Below are 25188 nucleotides of genomic sequence, written 5' to 3' on the forward strand. Positions count from 1 at the left end.
TCCGTGCCCGCTGCGCGTCGCGGAGCGTCGTCGCAGGAAATGCACGTCGATGCGACGACGTGACCACGTTCGACTTTCGCTCACGGGTATCGAAAAGTCTGCGCGTACAAGCGCCCTCGGTTACCGTGCCGGGAATGACCAGAACGGCGACGCATCGCCGACGCAACCGGGTTCGCGTCGCACCGACCGCCATGCTCCTCGCGTGCTGCCTCGCCGTCGGCGTCGTCACAATCCTTCTCCCTGCACCTGCGGGAGCGGTCACGGGCGACGTCTACGCTCTGGCGAACACCTGCGTTCAGATCGCCGATCGAGGCGGCAAGAATGTGGGCGGGCAGTCGGGGCCGTTCACCGCCAAGGCCGCGGGCCTCGGCAGCTATCTCTTCTCCGGCAGGGACGGACGTCTCCTCACCGCGACTTCCGGAGCGCCGACACTCACGCCCGCCGTCAGTCCTCGCGCCCAGTGGAATGTGACAGGCAGCGGTCGCGACTTCACGCTGACACCCGCCGTCGCAGGAAGTGGCCGACCTCGAGAAGTGCGCCTCACCCCGGCAACTGGATGTCGACCGTTTCCCGAACCCGAGATCGATGTGGCAGGCCCAGTCATGCGTGGCACGGATGCCCAAGGCAATCTTCGCGGCTTCGTCGACTCGCACGCGCATCTGCTCTCCGAGCAGTTTCTCGGCGGAGAACTGCACTGCGGCAAGCCTTTTGATCCGCTGGGTGTGACGGTTGCGTTGCGCGACTGCCCCGACCACGAGCCCGAGGGTATTCCCGCGGTGTCCGAGCAGGTGCTGTCGCGCCCCGGCCCGCACGCCACCGACGGCTGGCCGACGTTCTCTGGTTGGCCGAGGTGGGATTCGCTGACGCACGAGCAGACCTACTACCGCTGGATAGAACGTTCCTGGCGGTCGGGACTGCGCATGATCCAGAACTATTACGTGCAGAACCGCGTGCTGTGCGAGAAGTACTGGCGTGGTGATCAGCCGTGCAACGAAATGGAATCGGTGCGCATCCAGCACAGGCTGCTGCGCCAGCTCGTCGACTACGTCGACGCCCAAAACGGCGGCCCCGGAAAGGGATTCCTGCGCATCGTGTCCTCGGCGGCAGACGCCCGTCGAGTCATCGCGGACGGCAAGGTGGCCGTGACGCTCGGCATCGAGATCTCCGAGCCGTTCGGCTGTCGCGAGGTCTCCGGTCGTTCACTGTGCTCGCGCACCGATATCGACGCGGGACTCGACGAGCTGAAGTCGATGGGCATCCGCCAGGTGATCCTCACGCACAAGTTCGACAACGCGCTCGGCGGAACACGATTCGACCAGGGCGTCACCGGAACCGCGGTCAACACCGGCGAGCAGTTGTCCAACGGGCATCCGTGGCAGGTCGAGAAGTGCCAGACGGCCGAGAAGGACAACCCGGTTCTCGGCTACCCGCGCGGGCAGCAGTGCAACGTTCGCGGACTGACGGCGCTGGGCGCGTACGCGGTCAACGGGCTCGTCGACCGCAACATGGCCATCGACATCGACCACTTCAGTGCCAAATCGGCCGAAGCCGTCCTCGACATCATCTCCAGACGCCACTATCCAGGAGTGATCTCGTCGCACACGTGGACCGATCCGCGCAACTATGGCCGCATTCTCTCCGCCGGCGGCATCGTCGGATTGTTTGCGACACCTGCCGAGGGCAAACCGGGTGAGAAGGGGCGACACGGCGATCTACCGCCCGACTACCTCTCCGCGTGGCGGGTGCTGCGCGAACAGCGCAGTCCCGACTACTTCTTCGGCGTCGGCTTCGGCCCTGACATGGGTGGTCTCGGCGCCCAGGCACACCCGCGACCGTCAGCAAGTCGCAACCCCGTGCGGTATCCGTTCCGCGGAGCCGACGGGGTCACCGAGATCAGCAGGCAGGTCTCAGGAAAACGCGTCTTCGACGTGAACGTCGACGGCACAGCGCATTACGGACTCCTGCCGGACTGGATCGAGAGCCTTCGCGTGCAGGCGGGACCGGTCGAGGGTCCGCGCGTCGTCGGCGACCTGTTCGCCGCCGCCGAGGCGTACACGCGGATGTGGGAACGGGTCGAGGCATACCGTGGCTGACCGGACAGCGGCACCCGCAGACGTGCTCGGACGTCGGACACTGCTGTCGTACGCCGCGGGCAGTGTCGGCACGGGCGGTTTCGGCACGCTTCCCGGATTGGTACTGGCGTACTACCTGACCGACACCCTTGCGGTGGCGGCGACGGTTGCCTCGGTGGTCGTGGTCGCACCGAAGATCATCGACGTCGTCGTGAACCCGATCATCGGTGCCCGCTCGGACGCACGTGCCGCCCGCACCGGAAGCCGACGCTCCTTCATGCTGTTCGGGGCGCTGGCGCTCGTCCCGCTGTTCGTGCTCACGTTCCTCGTCCCACCGAGCGCGTCCCCCGCGCTGGCCGCGGCCTGGGTGTTCGTATTCTTCACGTTGACGGCTATCGCCTACGGCTTCTTCCAGGTGCCCTACGTCGCGTTACCCGCAGAGATCACGCACGACTACCACCAACGAACGCGCCTGATCACCACACGAATCGCGGTACTCGCGCTCGCCGTCTTGCTGGTCGGCGCGGGCGGTCCGGCCATCCGCGACGCTGCGGGCGGCGGCCATGTGGGCTACGCGGTCATGGCCGTCGTGGCAGCCCTGGTCCTCTGCGCCGGCATGCTCATTGCGACGTTCGGCGCAGCACCCCGATCCACTCCAGCGCCACTAGCGGCCGAACCTCCCAGAACCCGCCTGCGCGACGGAGTCGCCGCACTGGCCCAGGTGCGCAGCTTCCGACTTCTCGTCGCGCTCTTCGTGATTCAGGCACTGGCGAGCGCCGTCATGCTCGGTGGCGCGCAGTACGTAGCGACGTACCTCCTCGGCGACAAGTCCGCCCTGACGTACATGTTCGTCGCGCTGGTCGGACCCGCACTGATCGTGATGCCACTCTGGTATCGACTCGGACACCGATTCGGGAAGGTGGCCGGAGTAGTCCTGGCGTCCGCGCTGTTCATCGCGGCAACGGCTTCGTTGGTGGTCGCAGCGTGGGCACCTGGTTGGTGGATGCTGGCGTCCGTGGCGGTCGCAGGCGTCGGATATGCGGGGATGCAGGCATTCCCGCTCGCGATGCTGCCCGACATCATCGAATCGGATCGCCGCACCACCGGCCATGACAGGGGTGGCGCCATGTCCGGAGTGTGGACCGCCTGTGAGACGGTTGGCCTTGCTCTGGGACCTGGCGTGTTCCTTCTGATTCTCGCGATCGGAGGGTTCGTGTCGTCGAGCGGCGATACCACAGTCGGACAACCGGATTCGGCGCTCACAGCGATCGCGCTCGCCTTCTCACTGGTCCCCGCGTTACTCGTCGCGTTCAGCCTCCTTTTCCTCCGCGGATACCGCGACGACGGCGGCGTCGACTCTCCATCCGCGCGCCCCGGCACGACAAGGCACCCCGCGCAGTGACCCGAAAGGACCGATGTCGATGACCTCTCCCGGCCCCGACGCAGCCGACCCGACACAACCACTAGCTCATGAACCAGACCTGAAGGAGCGAGCCGACGCGGCTCTGCGGGAGCTGGCTGGGTATCGGTCGACGGACGCGCCGACGCATGGCGGACGCGTGCTGTCGTACGTCTACGATTCCGGGCTCGAGGTGCTCGACGAAGTCGCGGCGTCGGCAGCACGACTGGTGCAGTCGGTCAACGGACTCGACCCGACCGTCTTCGGTTCCGTGGCAGCAATGGAACGCGATCTGATCGAGTTCGGCCGCACAACTTTTCATGGTCCGGACGCCGTCGGGTCGGTCACCTCTGGTGGCACCGAGAGCTGCCTGCTCGCCGTGAAGGCTGCCCGCGATCGCGCAGGCGCCGGACCCGGGCAGTCGTCGATGGTCCTACCGACGACCGCACACGCGGCGTTCCTCAAGGCCGCTGAATTGTTCGGTGTCGAGGCGATCCGGGTACCCGTGCCGACGGCATCGACCGCGGTGCGCGCCAACGACATCGCCGATGCCATTCGAGACGACACGATCCTCGTCGTGGCCTCGGCACCCAACTACCCGACGGGAGTGCTCGATCCGATTGCCGAGATCGCCGAGATCACCCGGTCGCGCGACCTCGCCTTCCACGTCGACGCCTGCCTCGGCGGTTTCGCATTGGCGTGGTGGGATGGCCTGCCTCCCTGGGATTTTCGAGTAGACGGCGTCACCAGCCTCTCCGCCGACCTGCACAAGTACGGCTACGCACCAAAGGGCTCGTCGCTCCTGCTGCACCGCGACCGCGACCGACACCGCGCCCAGTTCTTCTCCATCACCGACTGGCCCGGCTACCCGATCGTCAATCCGACGCTGCTCGGCTCCCGCTCCGCTGCGGGACTCGCGTCGGCATGGGCGGTCAGCCGAACGCTGGGTGCCGACGGGTACGCCGCATTGACGGGACGAATCCGACACGCCTTCGATGCCGTTGTCACAGCCATCGACGGGATCGACGGGCTACGCGTCGTCGGCGCGCCGTCGGGACCGGTGCTCGCCGTACGCACCGACCCCGAGGCGTCCGAACCCGTCGACACCCACCTGTGGGGCTCTGCGGTGTCTGCCCGCGGATTCGCATTGCAGGCTCAGCCCGCGTTCACGCAGCCGGACGGCACAGTGCTGCCTGCCACCACACACCTGACGATCACACCGGTCACCGATTCGGTCGTCGACGAACTCGTCGAGGTTCTCTCGCTCGCGGCCGAGGAGGTCCGCGGCGCCCCCTCTCGGCTGGCACCCGAGGCCCTACGTGAACTGGCCGGAGCATTCGACAGTGGAGCCGTCACTCTCGACCAGGCGCTCGCGTTGCCCAGTGCTGCAGCGGAGGAGGTTCTGATTGCCGCCGGGATCGACCCACATCGGCATGGTGGGGCGTCGGACCTGGACATGCCTGCGATCATCGCCGCCGTCGAATCGTTGCCACGCCCCGTCACCGCCCGCCTGCTCGCCGAGTTCCTCGCCGCCTACTGCAGCCCGTAGATTGAGTCGGCTCGCCGACGGGACAACATTGAGTCGGCTCGCCGACAGTGACAACGTGGACAGCGTGACCATCTCCTCGCTCCACGACGACAACCACCGCTCCTTCGCCAGCGACAACTACGCGGGAATCCATCCCGACGTGTTCGCAGCGCTCGCAGCCGCCAACGGCGGACACCAGTCTCCGTATGGCGCAGACGAGTACACGCGCAGACTGCGCGACGTCGTTCGTGGTCACTTCGGCGATCGTGCCGAGGTCTACCCGCTCTTCAATGGCACGGGCGCGAACGTCGTCGCATTGTCGGCGCTTCTCCCGCGTTGGGGTGCTGTCATCGCACCTTCCAGCGCACACATCAACACCTCTGAAGGCGCTGCGCCCGAGCGCCTTTCGGGCATCAAGGTGATCGGCATGAGCACCGACGACGGCAAGCTCACACCCTCGCAGATCGAGGCAGGGGCGGCCGCGCTGGGCGACGAACAGCTCGCACAGCCCTTGGCGGTCAGCATCACACAGGTGACCGAACTCGGAACCCTGTACACGGCAGCAGAAATCGCCGACCTCAGTGAGACGGCACACCGATTCGGAATGGCAGTACATGTCGACGGGTCGCGGCTCTGGAACGCCGCCGCCGCTCTGCGACAACCGTTTCGGGAGTTCCTCACCGACGCCGGCGTCGACATCGTCAGCCTCGGCGGGACGAAGAACGGAACCATGGCGGCCGAGGCAGTCGTCGTGATCGAACCCGACCGCGCACCCGGCGTCGGATTCCTCCGAAAGTCGACCACCCAACTGTCGAGCAAGATGCGGTTCACCTCCGCACAGTTACTCGCGCTGTTCGACGACGATCTCGGTCTCCGAAACGCCGCGCACGCCAACGCCCTGGCGACCCGGCTACGCGCCGAGCTGGAGAAGGGCATCGACGACGGCTCCCTGCCCGGGCTCACGTTGACCCAGAAGACGGAGTCCAACACCGTCTTCGCCCGACTGCCCGTCGAGATCGCCGACCGCATCCGCGAACGCGTGCACTTCTACGACTGGGACCGAAGCGTCGGCGAGGTGCGCTGGATGACCGCGTGGGACACGACCACCGACGACGTCGACCGTTTCGTCGACGCCATCCGTTGGGGATTCGCGACGAAGTAGTCGCGCTCGCCGCAGCCCTGTCACACCTGAGTGCCGTCACATCTGTGCGCTGTCACTCGTCAACAAGGCGTGAGTCAACAACAAGACACTGCGGACCGGGACACAACGGACTGGGACAAGCCAACCGAAGACGAGGTGGTGACATGGTTCTGAACTCGGCTGATCGCGCCCGCGAATTCGAGGCGGAGCGCCCGCGCCTGATCCGCGTGGCCGGCCGCATCCTGGGCGACGACGCCGAAGCCCAGGATGTGGTGCAGCAGGCATGGCTGCGAATGAACTCGACCGAGACCGACATCGACAATCTGCCGGCATGGCTGACGACCGTCACCAGCAGGCTGTGTCTCGACCGGCTGCGAGCGCGAATCCCCCAGGCCGCAGAACCCGCGATCGACGAGCACTCCGAAGATCCCGATCCCGCTGACGTGATCGCGCTGTCGGATTCAGTGGGGATCGCGCTCACCGTGGTTCTCGACCGCCTGTCACCGGCCGAACGCGTCGCGTTCGTCATGCACGACACGTTTGGTTTCGAATTCGCGACCATCGCGTCAGCACTCGACATCACGCCGACCGCCGCACGCAAACTCGCCTCGAGAGCCAGGGCGAAAGTACGCCAACCCGCGGCCGACGACGCCCTCGCCGACTGGGAGGTCGTCGACGCGTTCATGACAGCGGCCCGCGAAGGCGACTTCGAGCGTCTTCTCGAACTCCTGGCCCCCGAGGCCCAGGTCAGAGCCGACGAGGTTGCCATAGCCGCCGGCACGCCCGCGCAGATCGACGGCCGACGCAGCATCGCCGACTTCTTCAACGGGAGCGCCAAGGCCGCGCTGGCGGTCTTCGTCGACGATCGCCCGGCGTCGGCGTGGTTCCATCGCGGCACGGCGATGGTTCTGTTCGACTTCGACGTGGTCGACGGCACGGTCTCCCGGATCACGTTCCGCGCCGACCAGGACGTTCTCGACCGCGTTGTCCGGCGCGAGAAGAACGAGCACCGCCCCTGACCTCGTTCGGTCACATTCGAGGCCGCCGATTCGTCATCCCTATGCAGCACCACAACCGGCCGCATGACAAAGAACCGGCCATGTCACTGAGGAGATCCAATGAAGACCATGACCTGCACGCAGCTCGGAGGTCCGTGCGGACTGGCGCACCACGGCGCGACCGCTGACGACATCATCAAAGCGCAAGACCAGCACCTCAAAGATGCCGAAAAGGCCGGCGACGCAACGCATCAGGATGCCCGCGACGCGATGAAAGGTCGCTGGCGCCACCCTCGCCAGTCGATGGGTTGGTACAAGGGCGTCAAGCAGACGTTCGCCGGGCTGCCCGAGGACTGATCAGGTCAGCGTGTGAAAAGCGCGGTCGCGGTAGACCATCGGCGGTTGCGTCGACGAACCGAGCCGCGTCTCGAGCACTTCGGCCACGACGAGGGTCGACGACCCCACCGCGATCGTCTCGACGATGACACAACACAACGCCGCGTGTGCATCGCGCAGGATCGGCTCGCCCGACTCGAAGCTGGTCCAGCCCTGGTTCGTCGTGAATCGGGGTGCGCCCGGACGCGCAAAGGCGTCGGCAACGTCGACGTGTCGGGCGTCGAGCAGACTGATTCCGATGGTGTCAGCGCCGAGCACCGCGCCGGCACTCCCCCGCGAACTGGTCACGGAAAACGACACGGCGAACGGGTCGACCGACACCGACGCCAAACTCGACACCGTCAGGCCCGCGAGACCCTCAGAAGTCTCGGCGGCGACAATGGCAACCCCCGCGGGGTGGAGACGAAACGCGGTAGTGAAGGCAATGCGCGCATCCACCGCGTCAGACAGTGACTGCATACCGTCGACAATAAAACCTCAAGGGCACTTCAAGTCCATGAGATGGGATGCAAATCACCCCGCGGGAGCTGCCGATATCGTCACTCGAGCACGAACACCGGGATCTGACGATCGGTCTTGGTCTGGTACTCGGCGTAGGGCGGGAAGGCGGCCACCGCGAGTTCCCACCAATGCGCACGCTCGTCGCCCTCGACCTCGCGGGCGGTGAGCTCGTACACCTTGTCACCGTCTTGGGCTGTGACCTGTGGGTGCGCCTTGACGTTGAAGTACCACGCCGGATGCTCGGGAGCGCCACCCTTGGACGCGACCATGGCGTACTTGCCGTTCTCCTCGACGCGCATCAGGGGTGTGTAGCGCTTCTTCCCCGACTTGGCACCCGTAGTGGTGAACAGCACGACGGGACGATCGGCGACCTGCACGCCGTCGGTTGTCCCCTGCTCGAGAATCTTCTTGGTCTGATCGCGTACCCAGTCGCTCGGGCTCAATTCCGGTTGTTCGCTCATGGCTCGCACAACACTCGCCGTACCGCGCTGATTCCGCATCGGCGCAACGTTTCGATCACGAGTGGTAGGCATGAAAGGGGACCCGACGCGGAAGGACCAGCGACATGGCCATTGCCACCATCAATCCGGCGACCGGAGAAACTGTCCGGGAGTTCGATTCCCTGACAGAAGCGCAAGTCGACGAGGCGCTCGACCGCGCGGTCAGTGGATTCGCCAGCTATCGCACGACGTCGTTCGAGCAGCGGGCGACCTGGCTGCGTGCCACCGCCGACCTGCTCGAAGCCGAAGCGGACGGTGTCGCAGCCATGATGACCGAGGAGATGGGCAAGACCCTTGCCTCCGCCAAGGCAGAAACACTGAAGTGCGCGAAGGCTTTTCGCTACTACGCCGACCACGGTGCCGCCATGCTTGCCGACGAGCCCGCCGACGCCGAGGCCGTTGGCGCCAGTCGCGCATACATGCGCTACCAACCACTCGGCGTCGTACTGGCGATCATGCCGTGGAACTTCCCGCTCTGGCAGGCGGTACGCTTCGCGGCACCCGCGTTGATGGCAGGCAACGTCGGCATCCTCAAGCACGCCTCCAACGTTCCGCAGTCCGCGTTGTATCTCGAAGACGTCCTGCGTCGAGCCGGTTTTCCGGAGGGCTGCTTCCAGACACTCCTGATCGGTTCGGGAATGATCGAGTCGATCCTGCGCGACCCACGGGTCGCCGCAGCGACACTGACCGGAAGCGAGCCAGCGGGTCGATCAGTGGCCGCGATCGCGGGTGACGAGGTCAAGCACACCGTGCTCGAACTCGGAGGAAGCGACCCCTACATCGTCATGCCCAGCGCCGACATCGCGGCCGCAGCGAAGACCGCCGTCACGGCACGAGTGCAGAACAACGGCCAATCCTGTATCGCCGCAAAACGATTCATCGTCCACGCCGATGTGTACGACCAATTCGTCGACGCGTTCACCGACGGCTTCCGCGGGCTCGTCATCGGAGATCCCACAGACGAGGCCACCGACGTCGGACCGCTCGCCACCGAACAGGGACGCACCGATCTCGAAGAACTCGTCGACGACGCGGTGGGCAAGGGCGCGAAGGTACTCATCGGGGGCAACCGAGTCGAGCGACCCGGCTGGTTCTACGAGCCGACGATCCTCGCCGACATCACCGACGACATGCAGATCTACTCCGCCGAAGCGTTCGGACCGGTCGCAGCGCTTTATCGAGTCGAGAACATCGACGAGGCGATTGCGATCGCCAACGACACCACCTTCGGCCTCGGCGGAAACGCCTGGACCACCGACACCGCCGAACAGGATCAATTCATCGACCGGATCGAATCGGGCCAGGTGTTCATCAACGGCATGACCACCTCGTATCCCGAACTGGGATTCGGTGGAATCAAGCGGTCGGGCAACGGCCGCGAACTGACCTCCCACGGCATGCACGAGTTCTGCAACATCAAGACGGTCTGGATTGCCTGATCAGGCGGCTTGATCGTCAGATCGTCTGGTGAGGGGTCACACGCCCGCACCGGTCGCGCCCGCCTCGGCTTGCGGCAGACATCGTCGCCCTCGTGAAAGGCGAATTCAGGCCGCAAGTTGCGGAGTCGTAGGCTTGATGAGTGGTTGATTTTGCATATGTCATCGCCGGTTCGGAAGCGACTGGCGGCGCCGGGATCCAAGTCGATCTGAAGACTTTCCAGGAGCTGGGTGTCTACGGAGTCGGCACCATCACCTGCATCGTCTCGTTCGATCCGAAGAACAGGTGGGCGCACCGGTTCGTCCCTGTCGAACCGCAGGTCATCGCCGACCAGATCGAAGCGGCCACCGCCACCCACGATCTCGACGTGGTGAAGGTGGGCATGCTCGGTACGCCTGCGACCATCGACGTCGTCGCCGACGCCCTCGCCGCTCGGGAGTGGCGTCACGTCGTCGTCGATCCCGTCCTCATCTGCAAGGGGCAGGAGCCTGGAGCTGCCCTCGACACCGATACCGCGTTGCGGGAGAAGATCATTCCGCTCGCGACGGTGGTCACCCCGAATCTCTTCGAGGCGCAGATCCTCTCCGGGATGGACGAGATCACCAGCGTCGAGGATCTCGCTGAGGCCGCGCGCCGGATCGCCGATCTCGGGCCGAAGTACGTCATCGCGAAGGGCGGCGTCGAGCTCCCCGGCGACGACGCCGTCGACGTGCTGTTCGACGGCACGGACGTGACCGTGCTGGCTGCGCCGAAAGTCGGGTCGGAGCGTGTCTCCGGCGCCGGCTGCACGCTCGCTGCCGCCATAACCGCCGAGTTGGCAAAGGGCGCCGAGGTCGGAGACGCTGTCGCGTTCGCCAAGGAGTTCACCACAGCGGGAATCAACGGCCGCGTGTCGGCGCACACGCCGTTCGACACCGTGTGGCAGGGCGCTTTCGTGGACGCGCTCGAGGGCTGAGCTGCACACTTTCAACGTGAGTCAGGGCAATCTGCCTCGACGTCAAGGGTTGCGCCCAGCGGACGCGAATGGCCATGGGTGCGACGTCGTCGACGTTGCAGAAAGAGTCACATCCGCGACGACTCAGGGAGCATCGAATGACCGGAGCACTGTCCACCCCGACGACACCAGCCGACGGCGACTTCGCCGACGAATGGCAGCAGTGGCACACCATTCGCGAGCGTGACCTCGCTGCTCCGCTTGGATGGCTGTCGATCAACCGCCTCGAATGGCTCGACACCCAACCGTCGCGTTTCGAGGGACTACCGGGAACCTGGTGGTTCGACGGCCCGACCGCCCACCTTCGACCAGGCGACGGCGAGTCCTTCGACGCCCGCGATTTCGACCTCGAACCGACCGGCCCGGGCGAGGTTGTGGACATCGACAATGTGCACATCGAGGTCGCACGTCGCGGCGACGGCTATCTGATCCGCGTGCACAACGAGAACGCGCCCACGGTGCGCAATTTTCGCGGCGTGCCAGCGTATGACGCCGATCCCGCGTGGGTCGTCGAAGCGCGGTTCGAGCCATACGAACAGCCGCGGCCGGTCACCGTCGGCGCAGTCGCGGAGGGCCTGGCCCACGTGTACGTCTCCCCCGGTGACCTGGTCTTTGACCACGACGGGCAGCAGCGTCGACTCATCGCCTTCAACGGCAAGCAGGGCGGGCTGAGCGTCCTGTTCACAGACGCCACCTCGGGAATCACCACGTACGCGGCGAATCGAAGCCTGGCCGTCGAGGCTGCCGACGAGGTTCTGCGCAACGGCGGACGTGTGGTGCTCGACTTCAATCGCGCGACCAATCTGCCGTGCGCGTTCATCGACTTCGCCACGTGCCCGCTACCGCCCGCGGGCAACCACCTCGATGTCGAAGTCACCGCCGGCGAGAAGACGCCGTACGAGCGCTCAGCTCAGTAAAGCCACGGTCGGTACGCTTCGTCTCCGAACTCCTCGTCCGGAATGTCGTCGAGGCCCGCCATCACCTGTTTGGCGAGCTTCGCGGTGCTCGGCACTCTGGTGGGTTCCCACGTCTCGGGCTTCCAGAGTTCGGATCGCATAAACGCTTTGGAGCAGTGGAAAAACACCTCCTCGACGTCGACTTCGACGGCGAGGATGGGTCGCTTGCCACGGACCGCGAGCTGATCGAAGTACGGACCGTCGTCGACGATGCGTGCCGATCCGTTGACCCGCAAGGTATCGCCGCGCCCAGGAATCACCGCGATCGCGCCGATGTGCGGATTGCTGAGAAGGTTTTCGTAGCCGTCCACCCGCCGATTGCCGGGGCGCTCCGGGATCGCGATGGTGCGTTCGTCGATGACGTGCACCACCTTGCCCGCAGGGTCGCCCTTGGGTGACACATCGACACGCCCCGACGCGTCGGATGTGGCCAGGAAGATCATCGGTGTCGCAGCGAGCCACTCGATGTGCGCCGACAGCAGCTGCGACATGGCTTTGTTCGCGATGATCTCTGCCGGATGTCCGACGATCTCCCGCAACTGTGCCTGCGTGGTGATCTGCATACCCTCCATGATGCCCAGGCGACTCGATGCCCAGTCAACTCGATACGCGGTCACCCGGCTGCGGCGGTCGGCAGTTCCAGATCCAGTTGAAAGCCGGCGGCCGTGCGCTGCGCCCGAATGGTGCCACCGTGCGCTTCGACGATGCCCCGCACGATCGCGAGGCCCAGACCTGCGCCAGTCGTCGCGGAGTCATCGCGGTCAGACGTGCGCGCGGTGTCCGCGCGGCTGCTGTCAGCGTTTCAGCTCTGCAACTATTGGTCGGCGGATCAGCTCGTCACGCAATACCCGATCATGCTTGCGCTCTCTGTAGCCGTCGCGGCATTCGCGTCGTCGGCGTCACGAGTAAACCTGCGCACCACACTGGCGGCCGTCAACCCGCATCACAAATCGCCGCTACCGATAGGTCACCACGAGCGGCGCGTGGTCTGATAATCGCTGCGCCGGTGACGGTTCTTTGTCCACTGTCACCGACACCGCGCGGCGAGCCAGACCTGGCGTGGCGAGCTGATGGTCGACGCGCCAGCCGACGTCCTTGGCGAACGACTCCCCCGCCCAACTCCACCAGGTCAGCGGTCCGGGTCGGTCGCCATAGACCTGCCGGACCACGTCGACGAGTCGACGCGACCCCAGGACCGCGTCGAACCAGGCGCGGTCTTCGGGCAGAAAGCCGTCCATCGACCGGGCCGCACGCCAGTTGGTCACGTCGTATTCGGTGTGGGCGATGTTGAGATCCCCGACGAGCAGAAATTCCCGACCGTCGCGTTGGACCGACAGGCGATTTCGGTTCAGCTCGCGACCAAAAGCACTCAGGAATCGTTGCTTACGTTCGTACTTCACTCCACCGTCGGGTGCGTCGCGCATGGCTCCTGCTCGTTGACGATGCGCGGGCAGTCCGCCCTTCGGTAGGTAGATGCATCCGACGGTGACCGGTCGGTCGGCGAGGTCGACCTCGATGTACCTTCCGTGCGTGGCGAACTCGCTGAGGCCGCGTGCTTTCGGCGGATCGGTCAGCCAGGTCCGCACTGCGGTCGGTGGTGTCTTCGTCAGAATCGCCACGCCGTTGCGTCCGGCGATCGACCCGACGTCGAGCGCCACCGAGTAGCCGGGGAAACTTCCGACTTCCGTTGCCGGAGAGCGCAGTTCCTGAAGCGCCACGACGTCGGGATTTCGTTCTGCCAACCACCCGTCGAATCCCCGACGTCGCGCTGCTCGAATCCCGTTGACGTTGAACGACACCACGGTGAACGGGTCAGTCCGGTCGTCGGACGTGGACCCGGCGTCGTTCATCGCGTGTGAGTGCCGACGTTGATCACTCGACCGTCGGACGCCCGGTAGAAGAATCGTGTGACGCCCCACGGTTCGTCGGTCAGCGGGTGCACGATCTCCACTCCTGCGTCACGAGCCCGGGCGAGCGCTTCTCGGACGTCGTCGACGAAGATCGAGACGTCGGGGTTGACCGGCGCGGATGCGTCGGCGGTCATGATGCTGAGCTGGTGCCCGTCGTCGTCTCCCAGAGTCACGATCCACCCGTGATCCATGAGGACGCGCACCCCGAGAATCGCAGAATGCTCGGCAACGGCCTGGTGGAGGTCCGAGACGGTGAGATTGGGAACCACTCGATCAACGTGCATGCTCCCACTCTCTCACCGACTGCCTGGCCCGACGGCCAGGGCTGCCGTCAGCGGCGGTCGTAGGTGAGCACCCGTACACCGCCGGGCAGATGTGTCTCGTTGACCGGGGTGAACAGGGTCGGCGCGAATGGCCCGTTGAACAGGGGCACGCCACTGCCGATGATCGACGGATTCACTTTGAGCACCAGCCTATCGATCTCGGGAAGCAACGCATGTGCCAGCGTTCCGCCGCCGACGAGCCAAATGTCGAGTCCCTCTTCGCGTTTGAGTTCGCGCACTATCTCGGCGGGTTCTTCTCGCACGATCTCCACCGCACCAGAGTTGTTGTCGGGAAGCGTCGTGGAGAACACCAGGTGGCGAAGATGCGGATATGCGTCGTCGATACCCGCGGCAAGACCGAGCTCGTACGATGCACGCCCCTCGACGACGGTGTCGAAAACTGTTCCTGCACCGTCGATTCCGAGTGCTTCGCGCGCAGGCCCCGGTAGCGTCTCGGGATAATTCTCGACGATGAACTGCACAACGTCGTCGGTGACCGGGAAGAAGTCGGCGCCGGAGGGGTCGCCACCGTCGGGTCCTGCGATGAATCCGTCGAGCGTCGTTGCCACGTAGTAGACGAGTCTGCGCATCGGTTGATTCTCGCAGAACAGACGTCGATCGACTGCGCCTCCCCACGCGCGCGTCGTCGTGGGGCGGCGTGCGCTTCACTCACACGTTGACATCAAAACCCAAGTCCACATCACAGGCGGCCTGTCCGCCTCGAATACCCCAATTTGTGGTCTCGATGTCGCGAACGATGACGGTGATGTGATCAGCCGGAATGCCGAGCACGCCCAGTCGTCGTGAAACCTCTCGGTAGAGAGCACGTTTGGCGTCGACGCTCCGGCCGGCAAAGCAGTCGACGACGACAAGGGTGTACGCCTCCGGCGAGGACAGCGTCGGCGGTACCGCGAAGCGATGAGGCTCGTGCACAACAAGTCTCACGTGTTTGTCTTCGACAGGGATCGCGAACGCTGCGACCAAGGATTCGTGAACCGCGTCCAGAATCGCCGCCTCGGTCTCTGGGGCGTACGTCCGACGAACTTCGACCTGGGTGCTTGGCATCAAGAAACGATACCTTCTGCCCACCACGGGCGGACTCGGCGAGCATGCCGCAACGATGTGAGTGCGACGATGTACCAATGACCGCATCACTCGTCGCCAAGGACATCGCCGGCGGCTACGCCCATCGTGTGCTGTTCGATCACCTCGATCTGACAGTCGCGCCGGGCGACGTTGTCGGGGTCGTTGGCGCCAACGGCGCGGGCAAATCGACGTTGCTGGCGGTCCTGTCGGGCAGCCTCGCTCCGCTCGAAGGCACTGTCAGCCGTGCGCCGGCAGACGCCTTCGTCGGATGGCTGCCGCAGGAGCACGAGCGCGTGCCCGGTGAGACTGTCGCACAGTACGTCGCTCGACGAACAGGATGCGCCGCGGCCAGCGAGGCCATGGAGCTAGCAGCGGCAGCACTGGCCGACGATACGCCGGCGTCTGGCGCAGAGGATCCGGCCGATGTGTATTCGGCTGCACTCGACCACTGGCTGGCGACCGGCGCCGCCGATCTCGACGAGCGACTGCCTGCCGTACTCGCCGACGTCGGCCTTCAAACCGGCGACACTCCTCCCGAAGACGCACTCATGACCGGACTGTCGGGAGGCCAGGCCGCTCGCGTGGGGTTGGCCGCGCTGCTGTGTTCACGTTTCGACGTCGTGCTCCTCGACGAACCCACGAACGACCTCGATCTCGACGGCCTAGCACGACTCGAAGACGTCGTCAGCGGCATGCGCGGTGGCATTGTGCTGGTGAGTCACGACCGAGAGTTCATGGCGCGCTGCGTGACTCGCGTGATCGAACTCGACCTCGCCCAGCACACCAACACCGTCTACAACGGCGGCTACGAGAGCTTCCTGGAGGAGCGAGAGGTCGCGCGGCGCCACCGCCGCGAGGAGTACGAGGAGTTCGCCGAGAAGAAGGCCGACCTCGTGGCTCGGGCGCGCACTCAACGAGAGTGGTCGAGTCAGGGCGTGCGCAACGCCATGCGCAAGGCTCCCGACAACGACAAGATTCGACGCCGCGCGGCCAGCGAGTCCAGCGAGAAGCAAGCACAGAAGGTGCGGCAGATGGAGAGTCGCATCGCTCGGCTCGACGAAGTCGCCGAGCCCCGCAAAGAGTGGGTGCTCGAATTCACCATCGGATCGGCGCCGCGATCGAGCTCGGTCGTCGCCACGGCCGCCAACGCCGTTGTACGCCAGGGAGACTTCACCCTCGGTCCGGTGTCGCTGCAGGTCAACGCCGGCGAGCGGATCGGCATCACCGGACCCAACGGAGCCGGAAAGTCGACACTCCTGCGCCTACTCACCGGGTCCGTGACGCCCGACGAGGGCACGGCAAGTCTCGGCGCGAGTGTGGCGATCGGCCAAATCGACCAGGCGCGTGGACAATTCACCGGTCCACAACCGCTCGCCGACCGGTTCGAGGAACTCGTCCCCGACTACTCGACCGAACAGGTACGCACACTACTGGCGAAGTTCGGCCTCCGCGCCGACCACGTCGACCGCGCCGTCGGCGACCTGTCACCAGGCGAGCGCACCCGCGCGGCATTGGCACTACTTCAGGCGCGCGGAGTCAACGTACTCGTGCTCGACGAACCGACCAACCATCTCGATCTGCCCGCGATCGAACAGCTCGAAGCGGCACTCGAGTCGTTCGACGGCGCGCTGCTACTGGTCACCCACGACCGTCGGATGCTCGAGAAGGTGCGCATCGATACCCGATGGCACGTCGACGGCGGGCACGTGACGGTCGAGTGATCCGGGCGGCGACCGCGATAGGTTGCGCGCCGGTTTGGCGGCAGGCTTCCCGGCAATCTACCCAAATGGGAACAATGCGACGTCCGGTGGTGCTGAATGGTGGACATCACGGTGAAGGGTGGACGCAAAATGCACGCATCGCTCGAGGCACGGTTACAGCGCGGTAGTGATCGCACGGAAGAGGTGCGCCGATGACGAGCAGCGAACCCGACTGGCCCCCCATCGTCGACCGCGCTACCTGGGACGACGCCAGGAGTGTTCTGCTGCAGCAGGAGAAGGCGCTCACCCGAATGAAGGACGCCGTCAGCGCGGCACGACGCCGCATGCCGATGGTCGAAGTGCGCTCGGACTATGCCTTCGAAGGCCCGAATGGCCGCGTGACACTGCTTGACCTGTTCGACGAACGGCCTCAACTCATCGTGCAGCACTTCATGTTTGGTCCTGACTGGGAGGAAGGCTGTGACGGCTGTTCGATGATGGCCGACCATATCGGTCCGCTCTCCCACCTCCACGCTCGACGGACGTCGTTCGTCCTGACCTCCCGTGCACCACTGGATCGGCTGAGTGCCTTCAGGGATCGCATGGGCTGGCAGCTGCCGTGGTACTCGACCGTCGGCGACACATTCAACACCGACTTCGGTGCGACCGTCGACGGCGAGGAGCGCCAGGCGATCAGCGTCTTCCTTCGCCGGGGTGACCGTGTATTTCACACGTGGTCGACGTTCGGTCGAGGCGAGGAGACATTCATGCTCGTGTTCGACCTTCTCGACCTCACGCCGTTTGGTCGTCAAGAGGACTGGGAGAACTCGCCACCCGGTGTCCCGCAGGAACCGACGTACTCGTGGATGCGCCTCAGCGACCGGTACGAGAACGACTAGCGCACCTGCCGAGGGGCGGGACCTCCCACAGCGCGCCGCTCCCTGGCGGTGTCCGCTTGCGGTTGCCCACGCGCGGAATCCGCGCTTATGGGCAACCGGAACTCGACTGGCCGCTACCAGCGGAATCCCGGAGACGAGAAAACCCCTTCCGATGCTTCCCCGAAGGGATTTCGCTGCGTCGGACTACCTCGGCGATCGTCCACGACTTGGCCGTGGCCTCGACATCGGACTTAGTGGGCTCGATTGCGTCATTTGGGCGCTCGACGAGCTTAATCACGTTATCCGCGATCACGACTCTGATCGACGAACGACTGCCCACGCTGGTAAGAGCTGTGAGCGTCGACCGGGTGTGATCCATGCCTCTGCTGCGGTCGCATCGGTTGCGGCACAAGCGCACCTGATCATGACCAGCGGTAGCGCTGGCTCGAACTCCGCTCGGCCAGCCGTGGGTGTTCGGCGGCGGCTAAATCGAGGGTCTAGGTAAGGCGCTGGTCGCCACCTCTCCGACGACGACTAGCGCAACACCGTGGCAATCCGGGACACCGTCGCGCCCACTGAGAACGAAGACTTGGCCATCGCCGAGCGGTCGATGGGTGTCAGATACGAGCCGGGCCGTCGCGACCACTTGGCTAGAGTAGTCGCCGTCAGCCACCGAACGGAGGTGGGTTAATTACGCCGCCGTCTTCCCATTCGAGCTGGTGGTCATCCAGAACGACTGGACTAGAAATGCCCGCCCATCGATCTCCGTTGGAAAAGTGCCCCCAACCCCCGTCGTATCCGTGCGTTTCGGCCTTGTCACACAGCTCTTGGGCATACCGTCCAAGTTCTGAATGATTGCAACGCGCTCGCTGGTCAACGTACAACTGCCGACTGCCGTCGCCTTGGATTACCAGCAGTCCGCAGAACAACGGCTGTGCTCGAAGCTGATCAGCCGGACACTCATCCCACGGCAGCACTTCCCCGATGAACGGAGGCAATGGTGGCAGTGATTCGACCTCGTCGCGAGCAAGCTCCAGAGCCAAAGGCGCACCACCGCCCGCAGTCGCACCAAACCAAAGGTCGAAAGGCTCAGGGTTGACAATTCCCGGAATCACCAACGGGATCGACGTGGAGAGTTCAGAGCGAAGTTCGTGGTGTTTCGGCTGGTTAGGATCGACCGGCCAGTGCATTGCGCCGACGGCAACCGTGCGACGACCGACCTCGCGATCCAACATCGCGATCGCTCCAAAGTCTGGTTCATCGACTGACGACTCGGTGGTAAGCACTAGGACGCTGTCTGCTGACCGTCCGGTGCTGCCGGGATTCGAGTCACCTTCGAGCCGACCTCACCGGGACTCGTCCGCAACTCGCTGTCCGCAAACGACAGCATGAGCGCGATGTCCCAGTGCCCAAGCTGTGTGCCCTCAACTCGTTGCCAGCGCGCAATCGCTGCGCGATCGCCAGCCCGCATCGCACCGCGAGTTGGTCCGGTATGCCCAAATTGCCTGTACCCGCTGCTGTGAAGGCTGAACTTCACCTCGGATGCCCGCAGTCGAGGCGCGGCGTAGACCTCATCCGTGGGGCGCTTGTCGCCGGTCCACACGCGCCACACTGCGGAGCGCCGCCCGTCCTCGGCCACAACCACAAAACGGCAGGTCGTCACAGGTTTATCAGCCATGGTCGCAACTTAGTCGACGAGACCCACCTTGCCGCGTGTCCTGCGTGCGGCAGGGGTGGATTTCGGTGCCGATCGCGATCGCGTCACGCGGAGGCGCCAGACGGACGCCGCAACTAGGTTGGGACGTCGCCGGGAGCACCGTCCAGCGTCAAAATCTCTCCGAGGGCGACGTACGTCTGCAAAAAAACGAATCGAGCCTCATCGACAGTCACCTCTGCGTGCGTCCCCGCTGAGCACCGGCCGTAGAGATCGCTCAACGTTCGTCTGAGCCGGTCGCGCCGGCTCTTCGGGATCTGAAGCTGATGCATGTACGCCTGTAGTCGATTCAGAACGTTCTGCTGTCCGACGGTTAACTTGGCCTCACCATCCATTTCATACGGCTCTGCCCGCGCAGGAAAAACGTGATCAGCACACGAGTCAATCAGCCGCCGACACGTCGTGAGCGCCTGACTGATGGATTCAGAATCTCCATCGCGCAGGCGATCCGAAACGCGTTCGATCTTGTTAAGGGCAGACCCACTCGCGACCGACAGCAGCCCATCCACCCGTGTTTGAGTGTCGCCGAAAAGCGTGGCTTGCAACTCGCTGAAAAGCAGTTCGTGGTAAATCTCGACGATCAAGTCGTAGATCGTGGAAACGACCTGCCCGGCAATACCGGACATTATCGCGATTTGCCTTGAAGCGGTGGTGATTCGCTTGTCGTGCTCTCGTGAGGCGATCGCAATGTAGTCACCAGAGTAGTTTCCACCACCTCGCAGAGCCGCCAGTGCTTCGTGGGCGCTGCCAAGGCCCGCGTCGACCTTGGCAAGTGGCATCGGGTAGAACTTGCCATCATTGTCGGGTCCCCATCGGCCCGCCCGACCAATCCACTTCTTAGCCGAGCCGTCTAGCGGGTAGCCGTTTCGCTCGTGTTCAAGAAACTCAGTCAGATCGCGGTGCCCAACGAGTCTGGCTACTCTGTTCGCCTTCAACGCGATCTCTGATGCTTGCAGGCGCTTGAGCTCGATGTCGGCTAACAGTTCCTCGGCAACGCGTAGCGCGTCCTCTTGCCTGCCCATGCTTCGCTCCGCCCTCGATCACTCCGTCGAACACGCCACTCCGTCGTTGCCCCCTGGCAGGTTCTTGGCAGGATGGGCCTGAAATACAAGTCAGGGACCGTTCTCGGATCTATCCGAAAATGGCCCCTGACCTGCTAATTCAATTGTCGGGCTGACAGGATTTGAACCTGTGGAGAATCTGGGCATCAAAACCGTCTCTGACCTGCCGATTGTTGCTCAATTGTGCCCTCCACCAGGCGAACACCGATCGGACATAAGCGCACGTGAGCGGCACCGATGTAAGCTCATTGGGCACGTAGTGGGCACGAATCGGAGGCATGGGCATGGCAGGACAACGGTCGTTCGGGAGCATCCGCAAGCTGCCGAGCAAGAAGTTTCAAGCCCGCTACGTCGGCCCGGACCTCGCGCGCCATGCGGCACCGACCACTTTCACCGCGAAGATCGACGCCGAGGCGTGGCTCGCCGCCGAGAGGCGTCTCATAGAGCGCGACGAGTGGACCCCACCGACGACACGCGCCGAGGAGAAGGTCACCGGCGGACTCACCCTCAAGGTGTACGCAGACCGTTGGCATGACGAGACGGTCAACCGGCACAAGCCCCGCACCCGAGCCCTCAATCGCGGGTATCTCGACAACGTCATCCTCCCCGGCCTGGGAGACCACCGGCTCAAGGCCCTCAAGGTCTCCGACATCCGCGAGTGGTTCGCGGGTCTGGAGGACTACCCGACGCGGAATGCCAACGCCTACAGCTTGTTACGGACAATCCTCAATCAGGCCGTCGATGACGAGATTCTCGATGCCAACCCGGCGCGGATCAAGCGCGCGGCCGTGAAGCACCGCAAGTCCGAGCCCATCGCACTCACTCCCGACGAGATCCGCGCGTTGGCCGAGAAGATCACTCCGAGATACAAGGCCCTGATCCTGCTCGGTGGTTTCAGCGGGCTGCGCTTCGGCGAACTCACCGCGCTCCGACGATCGGACATCGACATGTCCAAGGACTCGCTGGCCGTCACGGTCCGGCGCGCGGTGGTCCGCGTCGATGGGAAGTTCGTCACCGATCGGCCGAAGTCGCGCGCCGCGTTGCGGACCGTCCCGCTACCCGAGGGACTGCGGCCTGCTCTGGAGGAACACCTCAAGACATACGTCACCGGCCGCGACGGTCTGGTGTTCACCACCACCAGCGGGGCCATAGTGTTCGCCGCGACGTTCCGTTACAGCTTCCAGCGCGCCGCCGAGGCGATCGGCAAGCCGGACCTCACCCCGCACCATCTGCGACACTCTGCGGCCACCCTGTTCGCGCAGGCCGGTGCGACGCTGGCCGACCACATGGTGCTGATGGGCCACACCTCGGCGTCGATGTCAGCGCGGTACACGCACAGCACCGAGAGCCGGACCCGCGGCCTGGTCCAGGGCCTCTGGAGTTAACCCTCCCCGTTAGCGTGTTGACGCGTGAAGTCAACACGGGCGCAACGGATCTCGACAAGTCATGTTTGACTCGATCGGACGCGTCGGCTACCGTCGTGCTCATCGCTTTCCGCGATCGGGCTGGAAGACTCGGAGAAGAAGAGGTTCACCGCAGCGCAGCGCCGTAAAATGGGCCAGGGCAAACCCTGGGACCACGGAGTGATTTCTACCTTCGTGATCTCAGGAGTTCTCACCGTGGCCTCTCGCAACTTCACCCCCGCGACCAAGCGGCGCAATTTCTCTACCCCGACCACGCTCGCCGAGGAACTCGGCGTGTCCGATCGCACTGTCCGGCGGTGGATCGCCGAGGGTCGACTCAAGGCAATCCGGCTCTCCGAGCGCGTCATCCGCATCGAGCCCGCCGAAGTCGAGCGGTTCCTCGCCGCTGCACAGACATCAGGGGACATCAGCCCCGACGCCGCGTGACGCGGACACGAAATACCAACCCGAACAAGGTTTTTCGTCGTCCTACTCACAAAGGCATAACCGTGACAATCTCAGCTCTACTCATCATCGTGGCCGCGCTGGCCTACCCGGCCGGTTACGGCGTCGGCGTCCTGCTCCCCCACCGTCTGGCGGGTGGTCGCCGATGAGTGAAACCATCACCCTCAGCACCGGCGAGGTGACGACCGTCCAGGGCGTCATCGCCACAGAGATCACCGAACTCAAGGCAGCGGTCAAGCGGGCGGAGAACAAGGCGGCCAGGCTCAAGTCTGACGAACTCGACAAGGAGCGCAGGCGTCGAGCCAACAAGAAGATCATCGACGCCGAGGAACGCGCCGAAGCTGCGGCGATCAACGGCACGCTCACCGATCGTCTGCTCGACGTTGACGGGTTCCTGGACGCAGAGCCACCCATGGCTCTGGTCAAGGACGTGCTCGACGGTGGCGGTACTTCCATGCTCATCGGGCACCGAGGCAGTTATAAGACCGCGATCGCCCTGGCCATTGCGCTCTGTATCGCGTGTGGGAAGTGGTGGGGACGCCACCAGACCACACGCGGACGGGTCCTCTACCTCGTTGGTGAAGGTGGCGGGCGCGCGTTCGGCATCCGGCTGGAGGCGTGGCTCAAGCATCACGGGGTCTCGCGCGACGAGATCCGGCCGTGGTTCCGCGGCGTCGATGGAGCGGTTCCGTTCATGTCTGACGCATGGGATGAGCTGGTCGAGGTCGCCAAGGACTACAAGCCCGCACTGATCGTCGTGGACACACTCGCACGTCATCAAGTCGGGCTAGAGGAGAACAGCAACAGCGACGCATCCGATGCCGTCGATAAGGCCGACCACCTCCGGGCGCAGACCGGCGCGGCCGTCATGGTGCTGCACCACCCGCCGAAGGGTGGCACCAGCGGACGCGGCGCATCGGCCTGGGAAGGCGCGGCCGATTCCGTGTTCCTCCTGACCAAGGATGAGCCGGTTCCCGGACAGGTCGAGATGACCACGACGAAACAGAAGCACCGACCGGAGACCGGCCGATGGGCATTCCGCATCGAGCAGGTGGAAGTCTCCGACAACGGCATCTGGCCCACCTCCATGGTCCCGGTTCACGCCGACCCGCTCGTTGTGGACAAGGCCGCGCTAGAGGCCAAGGCCGCCAAGGACGCCGCGCTCCAGGCCGAAGTGCTGGAGTACATCCGAGGCCGCGAGTCCGCCGACATGGCTCCGAACAAGTCAGAGTTTCGTGACCACTTCCAGGAGACCAAGCGACGCGAGTCAGCGCTCGACGCACTCGCCGAACTCCGCCGACGCGGAGAGGTCGAGGAGATCCCCGGCAAGGGCCGAGCAAGGGTGCTGCACGTCGTCGCCGATGCCAAGATCCTGCCGTTCTCAGCACGGAATGAGGGCACCGATGCCTGATCTATCCGCGCTCTATCCGCGCAAACATCCGCGCAACAGCCGTCCACCGTAGCGCGGATAGCCGATGCCGCTTGACCTGCAAGAACAGACCTATCCGCGCATCCGCGCTTATCCGCGTTCTATCCGCGCAACTATCCGCGCTATCCGCGCTGGGCCTGTAAGGCCCGGAGTGGTGGATAACAGCGGCGGTGGAAGACAACCAAGGAGAACAACCTCGTGAGTGACCACATCGACAACCCCATTCTGACCATCATGCTGAGGGCATTGGCCCGCGAGGCAGCTCGACAGCATCCCATCCAGATTGTGCAGACGGCATCGGGTGGGTTCGACGTGATGCTGCGCCTTGACGGCACCTACACCTACCGCGAGCACGCCGAAGGCGTCGCCGAGTTCCTCACTGACGCACTGCACGACGCCGCTCGACCTCCAGGCATCCTGTCGGCCGCCGACGCCGACGTAACACCCGGCTCAGGCATCGGAGATCTGCTCATCGCCATGGGCGAGCACCGGCAGGACTGCGACCAGTGACAACAGCACGCATCCCCGGCGTCGATATGCGTCTGCGGCATCGGGGAGATCCAGCAGCCGAGGAGGTGCTCACCCTTCGGGAGTGGTGCCTGGAGCTGGCCGACATGTTGGACGACTGGCTCGACGGCCGCGAGCGCTTGCGACAGCAGCAGGCCGGGCAACGAGAAGCAGCAGAACACCGAGCACAGACCGAACACCTACGACACCGGAGGCAACACCCGTGACCACACAACAACCCCGACGACTCGACACCGACGACATGAGGGACGCACTCGCGTACATGCGCGCCACCGTGCTCGGTGACACCGCCGGCCGAATGGCGATCGCCACCAACTGCGACCCCGCGCACATGCTCGACTGCCTAACCGCGTACGCGCTCGGGCTCGCCGAGCAGGCCGTCGAGGGCGGACCACTCGCCTGGCTCGACATGCTCACCCAGAACGTCGGCGCGCTCGACCGACTGATCGACGCTGCACGCGAGCACCGGCTCGATGAGGACGGTGACTGATGCCTCCCCGACCCTGCACCGTCTGCGGTGAGCCCCACCATGGAGCGGGCAGGTGCCCCGACTGCGCACGTGCAGCAGACGCGCGACGACCGAGGGCATCGGCGACCTCGCGCGGGTACAACGCACGCTGGGAACGTCTCAGCGCCAAGGCACGTCGGCTCCAGCCATTCTGCTCGGACTGCGGCACCCGCGAGGACCTCACGTGTGACCACTCGCCGGAGGCATGGGACCGGACCGCCCGCGGGCTGGCTGTCAGGCTCCGCGATGTCGATGTTGTGT

General features: G+C 64.8%; 26 protein-coding genes and 1 pseudogene. 17 read left to right on the plus strand and 10 right to left on the minus strand.

All coding sequences use genetic code 11. The annotated features are described in order from the left end of the window. Window positions 1-134: 134 nt before the first annotated feature. The 6 genes from ABW18_RS19800 (at window position 135) to ABW18_RS19825 (ending at window position 7495) form a co-directional block, all read left to right on the plus strand. A complete protein-coding gene (locus ABW18_RS19800) occupies window positions 135-2093 on the plus strand; it encodes a sphingolipid ceramide N-deacylase (protein ID WP_049700760.1) in 1959 nt (652 codons plus the stop codon). Continuing rightward, window positions 2086-3474, plus strand: a complete 1389-nt coding sequence (locus ABW18_RS19805) for an MFS transporter (RefSeq protein ID WP_049700708.1) — start codon at window positions 2086-2088, stop codon at window positions 3472-3474. The genes ABW18_RS19800 and ABW18_RS19805 overlap by 8 nt, the downstream gene beginning before the upstream one ends. 19 nt (window positions 3475-3493) lie before the next feature. Then, on the plus strand, window positions 3494-5020 hold the full coding sequence (locus ABW18_RS19810; RefSeq protein ID WP_049700761.1) for a pyridoxal phosphate-dependent decarboxylase family protein: 1527 nt from the start codon (window positions 3494-3496) through the stop codon (window positions 5018-5020). A 64-nt stretch (window positions 5021-5084) separates the two neighbouring features. Then, on the plus strand, window positions 5085-6161 hold the full coding sequence (locus ABW18_RS19815; protein WP_049700762.1) for a threonine aldolase family protein: 1077 nt from the start codon (window positions 5085-5087) through the stop codon (window positions 6159-6161). A gap of 143 nt (window positions 6162-6304) precedes the next feature. After that, complete coding sequence (locus tag ABW18_RS19820) at window positions 6305-7159, plus strand: sigma-70 family RNA polymerase sigma factor (RefSeq protein ID WP_049700709.1); 855 nt, start codon at window positions 6305-6307, stop codon at window positions 7157-7159. 99 nt (window positions 7160-7258) lie between these two features. Next, complete coding sequence (locus ABW18_RS19825) at window positions 7259-7495, plus strand: hypothetical protein (RefSeq protein ID WP_049700710.1); 237 nt, start codon at window positions 7259-7261, stop codon at window positions 7493-7495. On the opposite strand, the gene ABW18_RS19830 is transcribed toward ABW18_RS19825, so the two are convergent. Beyond that, window positions 7496-7993, minus strand: a complete 498-nt coding sequence (locus tag ABW18_RS19830) for a flavin reductase family protein (RefSeq protein ID WP_049700711.1) — start codon at window positions 7991-7993, stop codon at window positions 7496-7498. Between the two features lie 80 nt (window positions 7994-8073). Continuing rightward, on the minus strand, window positions 8074-8496 hold the full coding sequence (locus ABW18_RS19835; protein ID WP_049700763.1) for a nitroreductase family deazaflavin-dependent oxidoreductase: 423 nt from the start codon (window positions 8494-8496) through the stop codon (window positions 8074-8076). 104 nt (window positions 8497-8600) lie between these two features. Between ABW18_RS19835 and ABW18_RS19840 the strand changes: the two genes are divergently transcribed. The 3 genes from ABW18_RS19840 to ABW18_RS19850 all read left to right on the plus strand — a co-directional run bounded on the left by ABW18_RS19840 (window position 8601) and on the right by ABW18_RS19850 (window position 11883). Then, window positions 8601-9974: an NADP-dependent succinic semialdehyde dehydrogenase gene (locus ABW18_RS19840; protein ID WP_049700712.1), complete on the plus strand. Its 1374-nt coding sequence runs from the start codon at window positions 8601-8603 to the stop codon at window positions 9972-9974. 140 nt (window positions 9975-10114) lie between these two features. After that, entirely contained in the window at window positions 10115-10927 is an 813-nt protein-coding gene (gene thiD, locus ABW18_RS19845; RefSeq protein ID WP_049700713.1) for a bifunctional hydroxymethylpyrimidine kinase/phosphomethylpyrimidine kinase, read from the plus strand. A gap of 137 nt (window positions 10928-11064) precedes the next feature. Further along, the gene (locus tag ABW18_RS19850) at window positions 11065-11883 is read left to right on the plus strand and encodes a DUF1684 domain-containing protein (protein ID WP_049700764.1); all 819 of its coding nucleotides are present in this window, start codon (window positions 11065-11067) and stop codon (window positions 11881-11883) included. Here ABW18_RS19850 and ABW18_RS19855 read toward each other — a convergent pair. From ABW18_RS19855 to ABW18_RS19880, 6 genes and pseudogenes are all read right to left on the minus strand, one after another. Then, window positions 11877-12485 carry an MSMEG_1061 family FMN-dependent PPOX-type flavoprotein gene (locus tag ABW18_RS19855; RefSeq protein ID WP_049700765.1) on the minus strand — a complete coding sequence of 203 codons (609 nt, stop codon included), beginning with the start codon at window positions 12483-12485 and terminating at the stop codon, window positions 11877-11879. The two genes, ABW18_RS19850 and ABW18_RS19855, sit on opposite strands and share 7 nt — an antisense overlap. 50 nt (window positions 12486-12535) lie before the next feature. Further along, window positions 12536-12709 (minus strand): annotated as a pseudogene (locus ABW18_RS23525) (ATP-binding protein); the annotation flags it as partial. A gap of 169 nt (window positions 12710-12878) precedes the next feature. After that, window positions 12879-13772: an exodeoxyribonuclease III gene (locus ABW18_RS19865; protein WP_049700715.1), complete on the minus strand. Its 894-nt coding sequence runs from the start codon at window positions 13770-13772 to the stop codon at window positions 12879-12881. Then, the gene (locus ABW18_RS19870) at window positions 13769-14116 is read right to left on the minus strand and encodes a VOC family protein (protein WP_049700716.1); all 348 of its coding nucleotides are present in this window, start codon (window positions 14114-14116) and stop codon (window positions 13769-13771) included. Before ABW18_RS19870 ends, ABW18_RS19865 begins: the two co-directional genes overlap by 4 nt. A gap of 47 nt (window positions 14117-14163) precedes the next feature. After that, on the minus strand, window positions 14164-14745 hold the full coding sequence (locus ABW18_RS19875; protein ID WP_049700717.1) for a dihydrofolate reductase family protein: 582 nt from the start codon (window positions 14743-14745) through the stop codon (window positions 14164-14166). Between the two features lie 79 nt (window positions 14746-14824). Next, window positions 14825-15220 (minus strand): tautomerase family protein, encoded by a 396-nt coding sequence (locus tag ABW18_RS19880; RefSeq protein ID WP_049700718.1) that lies wholly within the window; start codon window positions 15218-15220, stop codon window positions 14825-14827. A gap of 77 nt (window positions 15221-15297) precedes the next feature. On the opposite strand from ABW18_RS19880, the gene ABW18_RS19885 reads away from it, so the two are divergent. Together ABW18_RS19885 and ABW18_RS19890 are read left to right on the plus strand one after the other, a co-directional pair. Continuing rightward, complete coding sequence (locus ABW18_RS19885) at window positions 15298-16962, plus strand: ABC-F family ATP-binding cassette domain-containing protein (RefSeq protein WP_049700719.1); 1665 nt, start codon at window positions 15298-15300, stop codon at window positions 16960-16962. A gap of 191 nt (window positions 16963-17153) precedes the next feature. Then, window positions 17154-17840 carry a DUF899 domain-containing protein gene (locus ABW18_RS19890; RefSeq protein WP_049700720.1) on the plus strand — a complete coding sequence of 229 codons (687 nt, stop codon included), beginning with the start codon at window positions 17154-17156 and terminating at the stop codon, window positions 17838-17840. A 644-nt stretch (window positions 17841-18484) separates the two neighbouring features. Here ABW18_RS19890 and ABW18_RS22810 read toward each other — a convergent pair. Both ABW18_RS22810 and ABW18_RS19905 read right to left on the minus strand, forming a co-directional pair. Beyond that, a complete protein-coding gene (locus tag ABW18_RS22810; protein WP_152930153.1) occupies window positions 18485-19054 on the minus strand; it encodes a hypothetical protein in 570 nt (189 codons plus the stop codon). Between the two features lie 556 nt (window positions 19055-19610). Further along, window positions 19611-20555 (minus strand): AbiTii domain-containing protein, encoded by a 945-nt coding sequence (locus tag ABW18_RS19905; RefSeq protein WP_049700723.1) that lies wholly within the window; start codon window positions 20553-20555, stop codon window positions 19611-19613. A gap of 323 nt (window positions 20556-20878) precedes the next feature. On the opposite strand from ABW18_RS19905, the gene ABW18_RS19910 reads away from it, so the two are divergent. The 6 genes from ABW18_RS19910 (at window position 20879) to ABW18_RS19935 (ending at window position 24909) form a co-directional block, all read left to right on the plus strand. Then, on the plus strand, window positions 20879-21979 hold the full coding sequence (locus ABW18_RS19910) for a tyrosine-type recombinase/integrase (protein ID WP_049700766.1): 1101 nt from the start codon (window positions 20879-20881) through the stop codon (window positions 21977-21979). A gap of 234 nt (window positions 21980-22213) precedes the next feature. Beyond that, complete coding sequence (locus tag ABW18_RS19915) at window positions 22214-22444, plus strand: helix-turn-helix domain-containing protein (protein ID WP_049700724.1); 231 nt, start codon at window positions 22214-22216, stop codon at window positions 22442-22444. A gap of 163 nt (window positions 22445-22607) precedes the next feature. Beyond that, window positions 22608-23873 (plus strand): AAA family ATPase, encoded by a 1266-nt coding sequence (locus ABW18_RS19920; RefSeq protein ID WP_049700725.1) that lies wholly within the window; start codon window positions 22608-22610, stop codon window positions 23871-23873. 216 nt (window positions 23874-24089) lie between these two features. Then, complete coding sequence (locus ABW18_RS19925; protein ID WP_049700726.1) at window positions 24090-24401, plus strand: hypothetical protein; 312 nt, start codon at window positions 24090-24092, stop codon at window positions 24399-24401. Next, entirely contained in the window at window positions 24398-24625 is a 228-nt protein-coding gene (locus ABW18_RS19930) for a hypothetical protein (protein ID WP_049700727.1), read from the plus strand. Before ABW18_RS19925 ends, ABW18_RS19930 begins: the two co-directional genes overlap by 4 nt. Further along, window positions 24622-24909 carry a hypothetical protein gene (locus tag ABW18_RS19935; protein WP_049700728.1) on the plus strand — a complete coding sequence of 96 codons (288 nt, stop codon included), beginning with the start codon at window positions 24622-24624 and terminating at the stop codon, window positions 24907-24909. Before ABW18_RS19930 ends, ABW18_RS19935 begins: the two co-directional genes overlap by 4 nt. Window positions 24910-25188: the final 279 nt, after the last annotated feature.

It is taken from the genome of Gordonia jacobaea (assembly GCF_001186365.1).
GTDB classification, from domain to species: domain Bacteria; phylum Actinomycetota; class Actinomycetes; order Mycobacteriales; family Mycobacteriaceae; genus Gordonia; species Gordonia jacobaea.